Genomic DNA, 16,616 nt, shown 5'->3' with positions numbered 1-16,616 from the left:
TGCGCAATTATTCTGGCATATAGAGGCTCCATGCTTTACGACTATATGAACATGCTCGAGTCGATTGGACTCGACCTTCTTTTTGCGTCTATCTTCTTTCTGATTGGTATGGCAATTAAAGATGTCCTGAAAGCGGGTAATGTCCCCCCTTTTGGTCGTCGTATTGTGTGGCTCGTTCTTTTCCTTGGCTGCGCTGGGTTTGTTGCCAAAGGCCTCATCCAGCTAAGTTGGGAAGGCACGGGATTAGGTTAAGCTTTCTTTGATTAGCCACAACAGCAAATAGTAAAGGTAATGAATCTATGGCAAGTGTAGGTATCTTCTTTGGTAGTGACACAGGTAACACTGAAGCGGTTGCGAAAATGATTCAAAAGCAACTAGGTAAACAACTGATTCATGTGCAAGATATCGCCAAAAGCAGTAAAGAAGATATTGATAACTTCGACCTGCTGTTATTGGGTATCCCAACATGGTACTACGGTGAAGCACAGTGCGATTGGGATGACTTTTTCCCAGAGCTTGAACAAATTGATTTCTCGACCAAACTGGTGGCCATCTTTGGTTGCGGTGATCAGGAGGATTACGCAGAATATTTTTGTGATGCCATGGGGACAGTTCGTGACATTGTGGAAGCAAAAGGTGGGACTATTCTTGGTCATACTTCAGCAGAAAGCTATGAGTTTGAAGCATCTAAAGGTTTAGTTTCTGACGACGATAGTCTGTTTGTCGGCCTTTGTATCGATGAAGACCGTCAGCCTGAACTAACCGATGACCGCGTCACCAATTGGTGTAAACAAATACACGAAGAAATGTGCTTAGCCGAACTAGAAGGCTAAATTCAAAAACCTCCAAATTGGAGGTTTTTTTATGCTGCTTGCTTTTTTTCTTGCTCCTCTTCCCTGTATTCGGGCTTTTTCCGCACGTACAGTTTACGTTGTACTTCAGACACGACATCCCCTCGCTTATCTTTTACAAAAATCACAAATTCAGGGAAACACTTTTCACCATTCGCCGTCTTGTTTAAAATTTCATCTAACAAATCTTGTGATACATGAAAATCAGCGTAGAGATCGCTGCTTCCGGGTTTAATAAAATTGATGCTGGCTTCTTTATCCCATACATAATACTGAGGGCCTAAGATCCCCATCAACATCAAAGAGTACACAGGGTCTGTCAAAGAGAAGATACTACCGCCATACTGGGTCCGATTGGCATTCTTATTCCACCAGCGCAGCTTAAGTTTTATTTGTACTTGGCGAAAATCCTCACTGATCGAAATAATCCTGATGCCCGCACCCCAGAAAGGAGGCCAGATGTTAAGGGCTAACTTAACGATTCTCGGCTTGTATAGTTTAGCCAGTAATTGATTCATGCTTAATATTCCTAAATGCAGTGCCAAAAACGTTAGGTTAAATAATTGTAACTGGTCCAACCTGATTTATCAGTGATATCTACCTAAATTACAAAAAAAACATTAGTAACCCTTTGAAGTTCGTGGTTTATTGTTACCTTGTACTAACCTATAATAACGGGAATATTGCACTCTGTACGTTACCGCAGATCATCAACAGGAAAGTTTATGTCAGACAACAACCAAGCACTGAAAGATGCCGGTCTCAAAGTTACCCTCCCGAGGCTGAAGATTCTAGAAGTGCTGCAAAAGCCAGACTGCCAACATATCAGTGCTGAAGAACTGTATAAAAAGCTCATTGATCTTGGTGAAGAGATTGGCTTGGCAACGGTCTATCGGGTGCTGAACCAATTTGATGATGCAGGCATTGTTACTCGCCATCATTTTGAGGGTGGTAAATCAGTTTTCGAACTGTCTACACAACATCACCATGACCACCTTGTCTGCCTAGACTGCGGAGAAGTCATTGAGTTTTCAGATGATTTGATTGAAGAGCGCCAAAAAGAGATTGCCAACAAGTACAATGTGATATTAACAAATCATAGCTTATATCTGTACGGTAAATGCATCGATGGTAGCTGTAAAACTAACCCTGATGCTCACAAAGCAAAAAGGTGAGCGTCGAGTTATCATTCTGAGACAAATAAAAATGCCAGTCACACGACTGGCATTTTTTATGCTTCTAACATTTACTGTGCTTCGATTTTAGCCCAAGTGTCGCGCAGACCCACTGTTCGGTTGAAAACTAAGGCGTCTGATTTAGACTCTTTTTCATCCGCGCAAAAATAACCCATTCGCTCAAATTGGTAGCCTGTCTCTGCCGTTGCACCTGCAAGGCTAGGCTCTACGAAACCATTAACGGTCACAAGAGAATCCGGATTAATAGTCTCGGTGAAATTATCTGCCGCTGCAGGGTTTGGAACCGTAAATAGGCGGTCGTATAAACGTATCTCAGCAGGTAGCGCTTGTTCAGCGGATACCCAATGGATAACCCCTTTCACCTTTCTTCCATCAGCAGGGTTTTTACCCAAGGTATCCTTATCGTAACTACAGAAGATGGTGGTAATCATACCCTCAGCATCTTTCTCTACACGTTCTGCTTTTATGACGTAAGCACCGCGTAATCGAACTTCTTTACCCAATACAAGACGTTTGTATTTCTTGTTGGCTTCCTCACGAAAGTCTTCGCGTTCTATCCAGACTTCTCGGGTAAATGGAACTTGCCGCTCGCCCATCTCTGGTTTATTTGGGTGGTTAGCGATAGTCAATGACTCTCCGCCTAATTCATCAACGTTTTCTATAATAACTTTGACTGGGTCCAAAACCGCCATTGCTCGTGGGGCGTTTTCATTAAGATCATCACGAATACAGGATTCAAGAGAACCCATCTCAATCATATTGTCCTGCTTAGTAACACCAATACGTTTACAAAACTCACGGATAGAGCCTGCGGTAAAACCACGACGGCGCAACCCAGAAATGGTTGGCATACGGGGATCATCCCAACCACTGACTAACTTTTCAATGACCAGTTGATTGAGCTTGCGTTTCGACATCACTGTATACTCAAGATTCAGTCGACTAAACTCATACTGATGTGGCTGACATTCGATGGTAATATTATCTAAAACCCAATCGTACAGACGGCGGTTGTCCTGAAACTCCAAAGTACATAAAGAATGAGTAATCCCCTCTATGGCGTCGGAAATACAATGAGTGAAGTCATACATGGGATAAATGCACCACTTATCACCCGTCTGATGATGATCAGCAAATCGAACTCGGTAAAGCACAGGATCGCGCATCACCATGAAGGATGAACTCATATCAATTTTCGCTCGCAGACAAGCCTGACCTTCCTCAAAACCGCCCGCTCGCATTTTCTCAAACAGTTCAAGGTTCTCCTCAACACTGCGTTCACGGTACGGGCTGTGCTGACCTGATTTGGTTAGGGTTCCACGGTATTCACGAATTTGCTCAGGACTCAGCTCTTCAACATACGCTAAGCCTTTGTTAATTAATTCAACCGCGTACTGATATAGCTTGTCAAAGTAGTTCGAAGAGTAACAAACCTCACCTTCCCACTCAAAGCCTAACCAGCTCACATCATTCTTAATCGACTCAACGTATTCGACGTCTTCTTTTTCAGGGTTCGTATCATCAAAGCGCAAATTGCATTGACCCTGATAGTCCTGAGCAATACCAAAGTTTAAACAAATTGACTTAGCATGACCAATGTGAAGATAACCATTCGGTTCCGGTGGAAAACGAGTATGCACGCTAGTGTGTTTACCATCCGCCAAATCTTTATCGATAATTTGGCGAATGAAGTTCGATGGACGAGCCTCAGCTTCACTCATCTATAGCACCTCAATTATTTTAGTATTGTCAGAGAAAGTGGTCACGAGAAACCACTTAATTGTGGCTCCAAGTATCTAGGCTGCCATGATCCACAATTCTTCGTTAATACACAACTATAACCCAACGTTTATTGGCAAATATTCATCAAATTAGTCTTTTCTGGCGCACTTTAGGTCATGAAACCGCCAAAAAAACACCATAAAAAAAGCCTTCCACAGGGAAGGCTTTCGGTATTTGGTTGTCTCTATTCTATTGAGGCAACGTAATATCCGCTAAATCATCACTGACACTGATCGCTTTCATCTCACCAGCAATGATTTCAGCCAAAGGCCCTAATATCACCTGAAGATTGTTAGCCCCTAGCTTAACCACCCCCAACGCACCAAGTGCTTTTAAGGTTTTTTCATTGATGACGCTAGCGTCTTTTATGGTAAGGCGCAAACGAGTGATACACGCATCGATTCCAGTCAGGTTTTCATGTCCGCCCAAGGCTTTCAAATACTGTCTCGCCAATTCAGAGGAATTGTCAGTGATGACAGCACCTTCATCACTATCGTCCTCGCGACCCGGTGTTTTAAGATCAAATTTCACAATCACTGTTCGAAACACGACGTAGTAGATGGCGAAGAATACCAAACCTTGAACAATCAACATATACCAGTTGACGGCTAAAGGATTACGAGTTGACAAAACCATATCCACTAGCCCGGCAGAAAAACCGAAACCCGCAATCCAGTGCATACTTGCAGCAATAAAGACAGAAATTCCAGTTAATACCGCGTGCAACAAAAACAGCAGAGGCGCTAAAAACATAAACGAAAATTCTAGCGGTTCTGTCACTCCGGTAAAGAAGGAAGCAAAGCCTGCCGCCATCATTATTGACGCAACTTTATGTTTGTTTTTAGCTGTGGAAGTATGATAAATCGCCAATGCTGCGCCAGGAAGACCAAACATCATTATCGGGAAGAAACCCGCTTGATACATACCTGTCACGCCAACCGTTGCTGTACCAGAAGCGATGGATTGGGCTCCCCCCAAGAAATTGGGAATATCATTAATGCCCGCAACATCGAACCAAAACACAGAATTTAATGCATGATGCAATCCAACAGGAATCAGCAAGCGGTTGAAGAACGCATAAATACCAGCCCCCACTTCACCCATGCCTTGAATACTCTTACCAAAACTCACCAACTCGCCATACATGGTCGGCCACAGATACATAAGGAGGAATGAAAGAAGGATCCCTGCGAAGGAAGTGAGAATAGGCACCAAGCGCTTACCGGAAAAAAACGCTAGCGCTTTAGGCAGCTCGACGTGAGAACATCGATTATAGATTTCCGCTGAAATAATCCCTACGACGATACCGACAAACTGATTTTCAATTTTAGCAAATGCATCGGGGACCGAGCTTACGTCTATGGATCGAATTTGTGCCACTGCATCCGGCGAGAGCAATTTGGTAACAACAAACATCATCACCAAGCCAGCTAAAGCGGCAGCACCATCTTTATCTTTTGACATACCATACGCCACACCGACAGCAAACAGCCAAGACATGTTATCGATAATGGCGCTACCCGCTTTAATAAGGAAACCTGCCAATGCATTGTTCGCTCCCCACCCAGTTGGGTCGAACCAGTAGCCAAGTCCCATCAATATTGCTGCAGCAGGCAGCGTGGCAACGGGTACCATTAGCGCTTTACCTACTTGTTGGAAATATCCGAAAACATTCACATTGAGTTCCCCCTAAAGGATTTATAATTTCTTATCTGAACAACTTTTTTTAGCCACTCAATTTAGTACCGTTCAGTTTATGGAATTAATTTTACCTCGCAAATTAAAACCTTATTATTTGTGATTTCTATCACTTCCACTGCCGTCAATCCGAGTGTTTTGCTAGCGAGATCATAAAACTTATTTTACAATATAAAAAATGATAATGTTTCGCCAAAAGTAACGTTAATCTTGCCTCCTTTCTCCCCAACTAAATTCTGGGCACAAAGAAAAATCAGGCTAGAGCTCGGCCTTGTGACCTATGCAGGACAAGCTTTTGAATGTGATTGCTGATACTTTCATATACAATACGAAACCAATTGATAAACATATTTTTCAGCCTAATTGAAGTTCACCAATAACGTACATTTTCTCTGACAACCAGTATAGTCAGACACAAATAATAACTAAAAAATTCAAATCGATAAGGATTGGGTAACCATGTATGCGCTAACTCACTGTACCATCTTCACTGGCAACGACATTCTGGTTGATCATGCTGTTGTCATCAAAGATCAATCGATTGAATCAGTGTGCCCAATCACTGATCTCCCCGAAGGTATCGAGATTAAGAACTTAAATGGTGCCCGCCTCAGTCCTGGGTTTATTGATTTACAGTTAAACGGTTGTGGTGGGGTGATGCTTAATAACGACATCAGTTCAAAGACCATGGAAACAATGCATAACGCTAACCTCAGGTCCGGCTGTACTAGCTTTCTTCCTACACTGATCACGTCATCTGATCAAGACATCCGAGAGGCTGTAAAAGCGGCTCGCCACTATCACAACCAATATAAAAACCAGTCACTCGGGCTGCACTTGGAAGGCCCCTTTCTCAACAAGAAGAGGAAAGGCATCCATAACATTGACCATATTCGCCCGTCCAACGACAGCATGATCAATTTTATCTGTGACAACGCGGACATTATCGCCAAGGTAACACTCGCTCCGGAGCACAATGACCCCGAGCATATTATGCGTTTGAAACGTGCAGGAATTGTTGTTTCCATCGGCCATACTGACGCCACATATGCTCAAGCACGTGCAAGCTTTGATGACGGAATTACATTTGCGACTCATTTATTTAATGCGATGACACCAATGACGGGCAGAGAACCAGGAGTCGTTGGTGCTATCTACGACACACCAGAAGTCTACGCTGGTGTCATTGCCGATGGTTTCCACGTCGATTATGCCAACATTCGTATTGCCCACAAAATAATGGGGGAAAGGTTGGTATTAGTGACGGATGCCACAGCTCCTGCAGGTGCTGACATGGATTACTTTATTTTTGTTGGTAAGAAAGTATATTACCGTGATGGTCAATGTGTGGATGAAAACGGCACACTAGGCGGCTCAGCGCTGACCATGATCGAAGCAATAAAAAATACCGTTGAGCAAGTCGGTATCGCTCTGAATGAAGCACTCCGCATGGCTACTTTGTATCCTGCAAAGGCAATAGGCGTCGACGACCAACTAGGCCAGATTGAACAAGGCATGGTGGCAAACCTGGCGATATTTGACCGTGACTTTAAGGTTCAGGCGACCATAGTGAATGGACAATATGAGCAAAATGAAGCATGAATGGCGGACAAATAGGAAACGTAGATCTCGTTAAACAACTCAACAGTGCAGCCGTATACAGGCTCATTGACCAACAAGGCCCCATCTCTCGTATTCAGGTCGCTGACGTCAGTCAGTTAGCACCCGCAAGCGTAACAAAAATCACTCGTCAACTGTTAGAACGGGGTCTTATAAAAGAAGTGGCGCAGCAAGCCTCAACGGGAGGAAGAAGGGCTATTTCTCTGACCACCGAGGTCGACCCCTTTCACTCAATCGCTGTGCGGTTGGGCCGAGATTATCTTCAATTCAGTTTATACAATCTCGGTGGTCAAGAGCTCATTTCTGACTATCAGGAGTTTTTCTATTCCAATCAGGAAGATTTGGTTGAAGGCCTAACCTCCCACCTCAAGCAATTTGTAAAATCTAATCAGATGGTCATTAACCACTTGATTTCAATAGGCATAGTATTACCAGGTTTAGTCAACCCAGAAACGGGCGTGGTAGAATACATGCCAAATATTTCCATTGATAATTTAGCGCTAGCAGAGCTAATGGAACACAAGTTCCATGTAAGGTGTTTTGTCGGCAACGATGTCCGAGGAATGGCATTAGCGGAACACTATTTTGGTGCCAGCCAAGACTGTCAGGATTCTATTTTGGTCAGTGTTCACCGAGGAACAGGTGCTGGTATCATCGTCAATGGAAACGTTTTTCTTGGCTTTAACCACAACGTTGGAGAAATCGGTCATATTCAAATTGATCCGTTAGGTGAGCAATGCCAGTGCGGTAACTTTGGCTGTCTGGAGACCGTCGCAGCCAACCCCGCCATCATCACACGGGTCCAAAAACTGATCAAACAAGGGTATGGGTCGAGTCTTTCAGGCTTAGATTCTATTACCATCAAAGAGGTTTGTGACCATGCCAACATGGGCGATGAACTGTCTGCTCAAAGTTTAACTCGAGTCGGTAATCAGTTGGGTAAAGCCATTGCTATGACGATCAACTTGTTTAATCCACAAAAGATTGTTATCGCTGGCGAAATTACTCGCTGTCAAGATATTATTTTTCCAGCTATCAGACGCAATGTCGAAAATCAATCCCTCCCTACTTTCCATAAAGATCTGCCGATTGTCGCCTCTGAAATCGATAAGTACCCGACCATCGGTGCTTTTGCAATGATCAAACGCGCTATGCTTAATGGTATTCTTCTGCAAAAGCTTCTCGAAGATTGATCGACTAAACAATCAGTTGACTCTAAAATAATGGGTTACAGTATTAAGTAACCCATTTTTTTAATAAGAATAAGACCTATATGGAACTCATTTTAATTTCCGTTGCATTTATCGCCGGTTTTGTCGCCCTTAAATGTCACTTGCCTCCTCTCGTGGGCTTTCTTCTGGCTGGATTTGGGCTTCACGCCGCTGGTTTTCAAACCAATCAAACCATCATCACACTCGCCGATCTCGGTGTGACCCTGCTTCTGTTTACCATTGGCCTAAAACTGGACGTTAAGATACTGCTTTCAAAAGAAATATGGGCTGGTGCGACGATACAAAACCTGTTCTCTACCGCCTTGTTTAGTCTCGTCCTTCTGTGTTTTAAATTCGCCGGTGTTAGCACTTTGGTCCACATGTCGATCGAACAGGTCGTCCTACTGAGTTTCGCTCTTTCTTTTTCCAGCACCGTATTTGCGGTTAAATCGTTACAAGAAAAAGGAGAAATGAACGCAACCTACGGCACGCTCGCTATTGGTATTTTGGTCATGCAAGATATCTTTGCCGTTGTCTTTCTCACCGCTTCAACAGGGAAGTTGCCACAGTGGTATGCGATTGCATTGTTTGCTTTGCCTTTGCTTCGTCCTGCTTTCTATAAAATTCTCGATTGGGTCGGCCATAGTGAAATGCTAGTTCTCTCTGGCATTTTCTTTGCGTTGGTCGTAGGTGCGGGCCTTTTCAAATTCGTGGGAATGAAGCCTGACCTTGGCGCCTTAATCCTAGGAATGCTGCTCGCAGGGCATCACAAAGCCTCAGAACTGTCAAAATCTCTTTTTAATCTTAAAGAGCTTTTTCTCGTCTGCTTTTTTCTCAATATTGGTCTCGCTGCGCAACCGAACTTATCCGGTTTTGCGCTCGCCATTTTATTCCTCCTCCTCCTCCCACTCAAAGGCGGATTGTATTTTCTGGTACTCAATGCCTTCAAGTTTCGAGTTCGAACGTCGCTACTCGCGACGTTGAGTCTCTTTAACTTCAGCGAATTTGGTTTAATTGTTGGCGGGCTTGCCTTTAAGATGGGGTGGATGGAGTCGGATGTCTTAGTTGCGCTCGCAATGTCAGTGTCGATGTCGTTTATTATCGCTTCTCCGCTCAACCGCAAAGGGCATGAACTGTATCGGCGCTGTGGACACTGGCTCAAAGAACACGCCGCAGAAAGACTCCACTCTCGAGATCAACTAATTAATCCTGGAAATGCACAAGTACTCATTTTAGGTATGGGCAGAATAGGCACCGGTGCTTACGATGAGCTTCTGTGTCATTACGGTAACGTTTGTCTTGGTATCGAAATAAAAGAAGACGCGGCGCTCGAACATCAGTCAGAGCACCGCAATGTTATCCAAGGTGATGCGACTGACCCTGACTTTTGGGAACGTATCTTGGATACCGCCCAAGTAAAACTGGTCCTGCTGGCAATGCCCCACCATCAAGGTAATCAAACAGCTCTCGAACAACTAAAAAAGAAAGGATTTAAGGGACAAATTGCGGCTATTGCTGATTACCCAGATCAATTAGAGAACCTACTTGAAAGTGGTGCCGACGCTGCGTTTAGTCTCTACTGCGAAGCAGGAAGTGGTTTTGCTCGTAATGTTTGCAAACAGCTCAAACCTAAGTTTAACACGCTATAAAGTCAGTCGACTTAGGCAGTGACACTCACTGCCTATCCTTTGACACCTTTCAAACTGGTCACAAATCAACCTCAATATGGATAAGATTTACTTTTATCCCATTTTTTATAGAAAATATCTAATCAATAGCCATGTAGTTAAACCATTTAATCGATAAGTATTGATTTATTTAATCAGAATGGCAAATTGGAGCCAGCAGATAAAATTGATTAAAAAAGGAATTGGTATGTGTTCTATCTTTGGTATTTTAGATATAAAGAGTGATGCTCAGGCTTTGCGTCCGATTGCATTAGAGATGTCCAAAACGCTTCGTCATCGCGGCCCAGACTGGTCTGGGATCTATGCATCGGACAAAGCCATTCTAGCCCATGAACGTCTTGCCATCGTTGGTCTAAATAGTGGGGCACAACCCCTGTATAGCGCTGACAAAAAACACATACTTGCCGTCAATGGTGAAATCTATAACCACAAAGAGTTGCGTGCCCGTTATGAAGGTCAATATGACTTTCAGACAGATTCTGACTGCGAGGTCATCCTAGCATTGTATCAAGACATGGGTGAGTCATTGCTTGAAGAACTGAATGGTATTTTTGCATTCGTGCTGTATGACGAAGAAAAAGATCACTATCTTGTTGGACGCGATCACATCGGTATCATCCCACTTTACCAGGGGTATGATGAGCATGGCCACTATTACATCGCCTCGGAAATGAAGGCCCTAGTGCCAGTTTGTCGAACCGTCAGTGAGTTTCCTCCCGGCAGTTTTTACACCAGCCGCGAAACCGCGCCTCAACGTTATTATAAACGCGACTGGAATGATTATGCTGCCGTTGAAGGTAACACCACCAGCAAAGAGGAGCTAACTCAAGCCCTAGAGGCGGCGGTAAAGCGACAACTTATGACTGATGTCCCTTACGGGGTGTTGCTTTCAGGAGGATTGGATTCCTCGATTACTTCTGCAGTCGCGAAACGTTATGCGGCGATGCGTATTGAAGATGATGGAAAGTCTGAAGCTTGGTGGCCTCAACTTCATTCATTTGCAGTTGGGCTTGAAGATGCTCCGGATTTAAAAGCGGCGCGAGAAGTCGCAGACAAAATCGGAACGGTGCATCACGAAATGACGTATACCATTCAAGAAGGTTTGGACGCCATTCGCGATGTCATCTACCACATTGAAACTTACGATGTGACGACGATACGTGCATCAACCCCTATGTACTTGATGGGAAGAAAGATAAAAGCGATGGGCATCAAGATGGTACTTTCAGGTGAAGGCGCCGATGAAATTTTTGGTGGCTACCTGTATTTCCACAAAGCGCCCAACGCAAAAGAATTCCATGAAGAAACCGTACGTAAATTACTCGCACTCAACATGTTCGACTGCGCGCGAGCAAACAAGTCTCTAGCAGCATGGGGCGTCGAAGGAAGGGTTCCCTTTTTAGACAAGGAATTTATCGATGTTGCGATGCGCCTGAACCCCAAAGATAAAATGTGCGGTAACGGTAAAATGGAAAAACACATTCTGCGCGAGTGCTTCGAGGATTACTTACCTGATTCAATTGCATGGCGTCAAAAAGAACAGTTTTCTGATGGGGTTGGCTATAGTTGGATTGATACACTAAAAGAAGTGGCTGAAGCAAAAATCACCGACCAACAAATGGAAGCGGCGAACTTCCGTTTCCCCTATAACACACCAACAACAAAAGAAGGTTATGTCTATCGCGAGATTTTCGAGGAGCTTTTCCCTCTCCCTTCTGCTGCTGAATGTGTTCCAAGCGGGCCATCAGTAGCTTGCTCGTCGGCAAAAGCAATAGAATGGGATGAGTCTTTCAAAAACTGCGTTGACCCATCTGGACGAGCCGTTGCCAACGTCCATAATGACGCCTATTGAGACTGAACAAAAGAGGCACATTTAGGTGCCTCTTCCTCCTAGATCTCGAGATAGATATTGTCGATGCTGACTGGCACCAAAGTACTGAGGAGCTCCACCAACAAAATCGAACGCATCTCGCCATCAGGCTGCTGATAAATCGCCTCGAACCCAGCAAACTCTCCCTTACCAATACGCACACGCTCACCAAGCGCGGGAATTAAAGTTTGAAAGGTTTCTTGCTGAGATTGTTCGGCTTGTTTCATTGTATAGATCAAATCCCCTTGAAGAATTTGAGGTCTAACACCTTGTCGAACAAAATCAACTACACCTCGAGTTGAACGCAAAGTAGTAAAGGTGGGGCCCACTTCTGAATCAAAGCGTACAAATACATAAGAGGGAAACAAAGGCTCCGCTCTTAATTGTCTTTTACCCCTAACAATTTTTTCAATTTGCGTTTTCGGGTAATAACATTCAACCCCTTGATTTTCCAAATGTAACTTAGCTCTTTGCTGTTCACCACGCTTGCAGTAAAGTAAATACCATTGTTTCATTTTTCAGCCCAACACATGCATCTCTACTTCAATAGTACCACTTCGCAAAGCCGATGTAATTGAACGGCGCTGCACATCAGACCTCCGTTATCTTCAAAGACTTCAGTTGCCATCAAGCGTGCTCGTCTCCAAAAAGAGAGCGTCAATCTCAATCAAACCTTCATTCAATACTAGTGACACGGCTTGAACGTTGACCTGAAACTGAGACCGAGCGAATGAACACTTTTCCTTTCACCCATGGGCGAGCGTAATCTGAGTACGTTTTCCATTGCTCCCCATCGGTAGAATACTGGAGCTCCACCCCAGGAAACTGGACATTCATCATAAGCTTACCTTTTTTCACTTTAGCTCCAGGCACAGGTAATCGATAATCGATACCCGATTTTTCTAGCTTTGCTAACTCTCGTTGACCAAGAATGTTGGCGAAGCGGTTGTAATCTCGCTTCAATGCTCTCTTGTTAACATGATTGGTTTCCTGCGAATATTCCACACCGACTTGATACGTATTCTCCCATTCAGCTCGATGCCAAGCCCGTTCCGCAGCAGCGAGTACTCGAGGGAAGACCATGTACTCATACTGCTCATCATTGCGCACCGTTTCAGACCACAATTGAGCAGATAGTCCATAAAATGGCGCCGCTTCAATCTCTCCCTTGCCAACAAAGCCATTGCCATCTCGGTCAAGCGATGTTTCTGCGTTTTGTGGCATGTTTTCAGGGGCAAATCCAAACATTTTACGAGTATCCGTGGCTCTGGTCGCCCAATAATAACCACGCTCTTTTGGATCCACTTCATACGGCATATCCATATAGAGATAATCTGGGCTAGATACGATCACGTCGTACCCCTTTTGAGCCCACTCGTATACAGAGGTCGATCCGCCCCAATAAAGCACATCCCAGAAATTCACCCGAGTATTTTTGGTTGCAAAGGCGTTAGCACCCTCGCTGTACTTCAAACCATCCTGCCAAGCTTGGAAACTAGGAAGATCTTTTTCAGCAACCATTTCAGAGACTTTCTGCGCGAAATAACTGGGTAGATGACTGAAATCTATAACGGTCCCATCTTCAATCAACTTTTGACATTGTGGTGACTGCTCGAAAGGTTTGTCTTGAATAGAGAGATCAATATTCCCTTTCCAACTGACCTTGTCCTCGGCGTTGATGTCCTGAAAACCAGACCCCAGCTTTATATTCTTCGCTTCATCACCACCAAAATGCCATGTGGTCAATGGCATACCCGCTTCGTTATGCATATCAGCAACCTCAGACATCACTTTATTTACAAAGCGATGTGAAGAGTCTAAACACGGGTTGATAAAACTTTGTTTGTTGTAGAACTGTACCGTCGTCACGTTCGATGAATCTTGAGGATCCATCAGGCGGAATTCCTTGGCGCCATGTTCATCACCTTTCAGCCGAAGGCGCTCATAACGAGCTTCCATTGATATCACGGCTGCACGCGCATGAGCGGGCATATCTATCTCTGGAATCACTTCAATATGGCGAGCCTTAGCATATTCAACGATTTCTATGTAATCCGCTCGATTAAAATAACCACTACCAAAATTATCCGTTGATGGACCTGAACCCAATTGAGGAAGCAAGCACTGCGTTTCCTCCAAATCAAAACATCGCTGAGCACCAATGCTGGTCAGCTCAGGCAGCCCAGGTATCTCTAACCTCCACCCCTCATCATCAGTCAGATGGAGATGAAGTTTATTCATTTTATACGCCGCCATTTGGTCAAGCGTCGCCAAAATCGATTGTTTGGAATGGAAATTGCGCGCCACATCAACCATCAGCCCCCGATAAGCAAATCGCGGCGCATCTTTAATCACGACTTGCGGTAAGTAACGAGGACGTTGGATGTCAATCAATCCAAAAATGGACTGCATTGCGTAGAAAGCACCTGCTTGGTCAAACGCTTTGATTGAAACCCCATTGCGCTTAATCCGCATTTTATAAGCGCCAGATTTTGAAAGTTCAGCAGAGAAACTCGCGGGAGCAATAACAATACGAATAGGAAAGTTGCCATTAAGATCAACGCCAATTACCTCAGCACGAGCACGAATTGCATTGAATTCGTCCTCTGAAAATGGCGTTGCAGGTAAAGCAAGCCCATCGGAAATATCAATTGGCCATCCTCTGGAACGAATGTGTTTGGGGGTTGGCAGTAGTGCAGCCGTCACCTCTTTTTTTGCAAGCCCCCTGTTGTGATTGAAACGAGAAATCGCATCACTAAACACATTATTATCGTCCGGAGTACGCTTAAGGTTTTCACCTTCCAATCCAGACACAAATGAACCAACGTCTTCCGTATCTAAAGAAACGATTCTCTTCGGCTTACTGTTTGGTGAGGAAACAAACGCCCCGGGAATAAAATCTGTTTCAAAAAGCTGCCAATACTCACCAATTAAAGGAAGTACTACCTCTTCACCAGAAGCAAAGCCATCAAATTGTTCTGTAGGCTCTAGCTTATGCAAATCACCCGTTAGATGGGTGATCTTGAACTGCTCATTGTCGACATCCAGAATCAAACGAATACTGTGAAAATAAATCTCCCAATCTTTAGAATCAACCGCTCGACCTTGATTCACTAATGTCATATTAACTTGGTTACACGATGCCCATTCAGCTCCAAGATCCTGACATGCAAGCCCATTCGCAGCGCCATGGTTTGTGATGATTTCATAATCAATATTGAGTTGCTCTGCAAGGGTATCAACCACATACTGTTGGGATACTTGAGACGTGGCACCACTCACAGATGAAGCGAGCATAGAAAGTGCAAAAAAACTGTATTTCAACATCATATTTACCTCTACAAAATAAACCGAGCCCACTTAACAGGGTGATAGATTTAATATCAGTAAACGATAGATTGATGATCAAAAAACGTAAAATCATGAAACCACAATCGTGATCTAATTCAATGCATTAGACAGAGTTGAACGCAAAAGCCTTAATTAACATATACTTAACATAAACGTCAAAAGCGACACAATCAATTTAACACCCTTACTGAGAGAAAGGTCTCAAAAATTTATCATACTTAAGATATTATTAAGTTTTGGTTCACAACTCTGAATGGGTTAAAATCATTTCACATTTAAATAAAAGACTAATTTGTGATTAACAACTCGTATATCCAACGTTAATCAACGTTAAAAGATCCAAATCAACAATTTTTCCTGAAGGTGACTGGACAACATGAGGCAATTATTATTCATTAGCTTAACCCTTATTTCTTGCACAAGCACAATGGCGGAGCCGCTCTATTGGAAAGCACAAAAGGGGAAGTTAAATTATTTGATCATCGGGTCAGTGCATATCGGTAATGAGAGCATGTATCCATTACCCAAAACGTTGACCGATAAATTGGTGTCCAGTGATGGTTTAATCATTGAGAGTGATATCAGAGAGACCACTGAGGTCAAGTACCCACCCACGCGAATACAAAGCCAAGATGTTCTAGCCCCCCAACAGAAAGACGAACTCAAGGGGTTAGCAAACCTGCTAAACCTCAACACACAAGAGTTATTATTATCCCCCCCTTGGGCTACAGCTCTAGCTCTTCAAATGCGTCAAATTGAATATCTTGGTTACCAAGCTTCAGATGGTGTCGATAGAAAGTTAATTGCACAAGCAGAGCAAAGTAGCCTTCCCATCATTGGTCTCGAATCCATCCAGTTTCAAATTGATCTTCTTACCAAACTGGAGCAATCGGGCAAAGAGCTGCTGATCAGCACCATTGAAGAGTTTGATCACTCCGAAGATACCACCCACTGTTTAATTAAAAGTTGGAAAGCGGGCGACGTAAAAAAACTCAATGAATTTGCTGAACTTTCAGAGATGTCGCCGGAATTAGAAAAAGCCCTTATCACTCGTCGGAATAATGACTGGGCTGATAAGCTTGCCCAGCCTATCTGGACAAAAAAGAGCACTGGTGACTATATTTTAGTCGTCGGAACTCTGCATTTGTTAGGTGAGCAAAGCCTCCTACAACTTCTAGCGAAAAAAGGGTTTAAGGTCACTCAACTCTCGTTAAGTACCGAAGCCAATTGCCAATTTCAGTATTAGCTCTGCGTTTTCATTGTTAGCTCTGCTTTGTTGCGAACACAGTCTGCGATGGAATGAAATTGAGGAGTAATATAGAGACCGCCTGATTCGGGGTGAAGGTGTT

General features: G+C 43.8%; 13 protein-coding genes. 8 read left to right on the top strand and 5 right to left on the bottom strand.

Annotation, left to right across the window (positions count from 1 at the left end; translation table 11 throughout):
* Positions 1–30 precede the first annotated feature (30 nt).
* Positions 31–252 (top strand): DUF2788 domain-containing protein, encoded by a 222-nt coding sequence (locus HLM86_RS00655; protein ID WP_076585641.1) that lies wholly within the window; start codon positions 31–33, stop codon positions 250–252.
* 47 nt (positions 253–299) lie between these two features.
* On the top strand, positions 300–833 hold the full coding sequence (gene fldA, locus HLM86_RS00650; RefSeq protein WP_076585643.1) for a flavodoxin FldA: 534 nt from the start codon (positions 300–302) through the stop codon (positions 831–833).
* A 29-nt stretch (positions 834–862) separates the two neighbouring features.
* Here the strand turns inward: fldA and HLM86_RS00645 are convergent, their stop codons facing one another.
* Positions 863–1,369, bottom strand: a complete 507-nt coding sequence (locus HLM86_RS00645; RefSeq protein ID WP_076585645.1) for a DUF4442 domain-containing protein — start codon at positions 1,367–1,369, stop codon at positions 863–865.
* A 207-nt stretch (positions 1,370–1,576) separates the two neighbouring features.
* On the opposite strand from HLM86_RS00645, the gene fcrX reads away from it, so the two are divergent.
* Positions 1,577–2,026, top strand: a complete 450-nt coding sequence (fcrX, locus tag HLM86_RS00640; RefSeq protein ID WP_076585647.1) for a ferric iron uptake transcriptional regulator FcrX — start codon at positions 1,577–1,579, stop codon at positions 2,024–2,026.
* A 71-nt stretch (positions 2,027–2,097) separates the two neighbouring features.
* Here fcrX and glnS read toward each other — a convergent pair whose 3' ends face one another.
* Together glnS and nagE are read right to left on the bottom strand one after the other, a co-directional pair.
* Positions 2,098–3,768, bottom strand: coding sequence for a glutamine--tRNA ligase (gene glnS, locus HLM86_RS00635; RefSeq protein ID WP_076585649.1), 1,671 nt, complete (start codon positions 3,766–3,768; stop codon positions 2,098–2,100).
* A gap of 250 nt (positions 3,769–4,018) precedes the next feature.
* A complete protein-coding gene (gene nagE / locus HLM86_RS00630) occupies positions 4,019–5,506 on the bottom strand; it encodes an N-acetylglucosamine-specific PTS transporter subunit IIBC (RefSeq protein ID WP_076585652.1) in 1,488 nt (495 codons plus the stop codon).
* A gap of 480 nt (positions 5,507–5,986) precedes the next feature.
* Between nagE and nagA the strand changes: the two genes are divergently transcribed.
* The 4 genes from nagA to asnB all read left to right on the top strand — a co-directional run bounded on the left by nagA (position 5,987) and on the right by asnB (position 11,898).
* Complete coding sequence (nagA, locus tag HLM86_RS00625; RefSeq protein WP_170882181.1) at positions 5,987–7,129, top strand: N-acetylglucosamine-6-phosphate deacetylase; 1,143 nt, start codon at positions 5,987–5,989, stop codon at positions 7,127–7,129.
* Positions 7,126–8,340 (top strand): DNA-binding transcriptional regulator NagC, encoded by a 1,215-nt coding sequence (gene nagC, locus HLM86_RS00620; protein ID WP_076585656.1) that lies wholly within the window; start codon positions 7,126–7,128, stop codon positions 8,338–8,340. Before nagA ends, nagC begins: the two co-directional genes overlap by 4 nt.
* Positions 8,341–8,420: 80 nt before the next feature.
* On the top strand, positions 8,421–10,007 hold the full coding sequence (locus HLM86_RS00615) for a cation:proton antiporter family protein (RefSeq protein ID WP_170882182.1): 1,587 nt from the start codon (positions 8,421–8,423) through the stop codon (positions 10,005–10,007).
* A gap of 226 nt (positions 10,008–10,233) precedes the next feature.
* Positions 10,234–11,898, top strand: coding sequence for an asparagine synthase B (gene asnB, locus HLM86_RS00610; RefSeq protein ID WP_076585660.1), 1,665 nt, complete (start codon positions 10,234–10,236; stop codon positions 11,896–11,898).
* Between the two features lie 38 nt (positions 11,899–11,936).
* On the opposite strand, the gene rfaH is transcribed toward asnB, so the two are convergent.
* Positions 11,937–12,431 carry a transcription/translation regulatory transformer protein RfaH gene (gene rfaH / locus HLM86_RS00605; protein WP_170882183.1) on the bottom strand — a complete coding sequence of 165 codons (495 nt, stop codon included), beginning with the start codon at positions 12,429–12,431 and terminating at the stop codon, positions 11,937–11,939.
* 160 nt (positions 12,432–12,591) lie between these two features.
* Complete coding sequence (locus HLM86_RS00600; protein WP_170882184.1) at positions 12,592–15,243, bottom strand: beta-N-acetylhexosaminidase; 2,652 nt, start codon at positions 15,241–15,243, stop codon at positions 12,592–12,594.
* Between the two features lie 400 nt (positions 15,244–15,643).
* On the opposite strand from HLM86_RS00600, the gene HLM86_RS00595 reads away from it, so the two are divergent.
* Positions 15,644–16,513, top strand: coding sequence for a TraB/GumN family protein (locus tag HLM86_RS00595; protein ID WP_076585664.1), 870 nt, complete (start codon positions 15,644–15,646; stop codon positions 16,511–16,513).
* Positions 16,514–16,616 lie beyond the last annotated feature (103 nt).

The sequence above is a fragment of the Vibrio ostreicida genome, from assembly GCF_013074385.2.
Lineage (GTDB): Bacteria > Pseudomonadota > Gammaproteobacteria > Enterobacterales > Vibrionaceae > Vibrio > Vibrio ostreicida.
The sequence above is the reverse complement of the archived record's forward strand: the minus strand, read 5'-3'. Positions and strand labels throughout refer to the sequence as shown.

Coding starts and splice junctions, on each gene's coding strand:
- HLM86_RS00655 (WP_076585641.1), top strand. CDS start 31: ATGCTTTACGACTATATGAACATGCTCGAGTCGATTGGACTCGACCTT.
- fldA (WP_076585643.1), top strand. CDS start 300: ATGGCAAGTGTAGGTATCTTCTTTGGTAGTGACACAGGTAACACTGAA.
- HLM86_RS00645 (WP_076585645.1), bottom strand. CDS start 1,369: ATGAATCAATTACTGGCTAAACTATACAAGCCGAGAATCGTTAAGTTA.
- fcrX (WP_076585647.1), top strand. CDS start 1,577: ATGTCAGACAACAACCAAGCACTGAAAGATGCCGGTCTCAAAGTTACC.
- glnS (WP_076585649.1), bottom strand. CDS start 3,768: ATGAGTGAAGCTGAGGCTCGTCCATCGAACTTCATTCGCCAAATTATC.
- nagA (WP_170882181.1), top strand. CDS start 5,987: ATGTATGCGCTAACTCACTGTACCATCTTCACTGGCAACGACATTCTG.
- nagC (WP_076585656.1), top strand. CDS start 7,126: ATGAATGGCGGACAAATAGGAAACGTAGATCTCGTTAAACAACTCAAC.
- HLM86_RS00615 (WP_170882182.1), top strand. CDS start 8,421: ATGGAACTCATTTTAATTTCCGTTGCATTTATCGCCGGTTTTGTCGCC.
- asnB (WP_076585660.1), top strand. CDS start 10,234: ATGTGTTCTATCTTTGGTATTTTAGATATAAAGAGTGATGCTCAGGCT.
- rfaH (WP_170882183.1), bottom strand. CDS start 12,431: ATGAAACAATGGTATTTACTTTACTGCAAGCGTGGTGAACAGCAAAGA.
- HLM86_RS00600 (WP_170882184.1), bottom strand. CDS start 15,243: ATGTTGAAATACAGTTTTTTTGCACTTTCTATGCTCGCTTCATCTGTG.
- HLM86_RS00595 (WP_076585664.1), top strand. CDS start 15,644: ATGAGGCAATTATTATTCATTAGCTTAACCCTTATTTCTTGCACAAGC.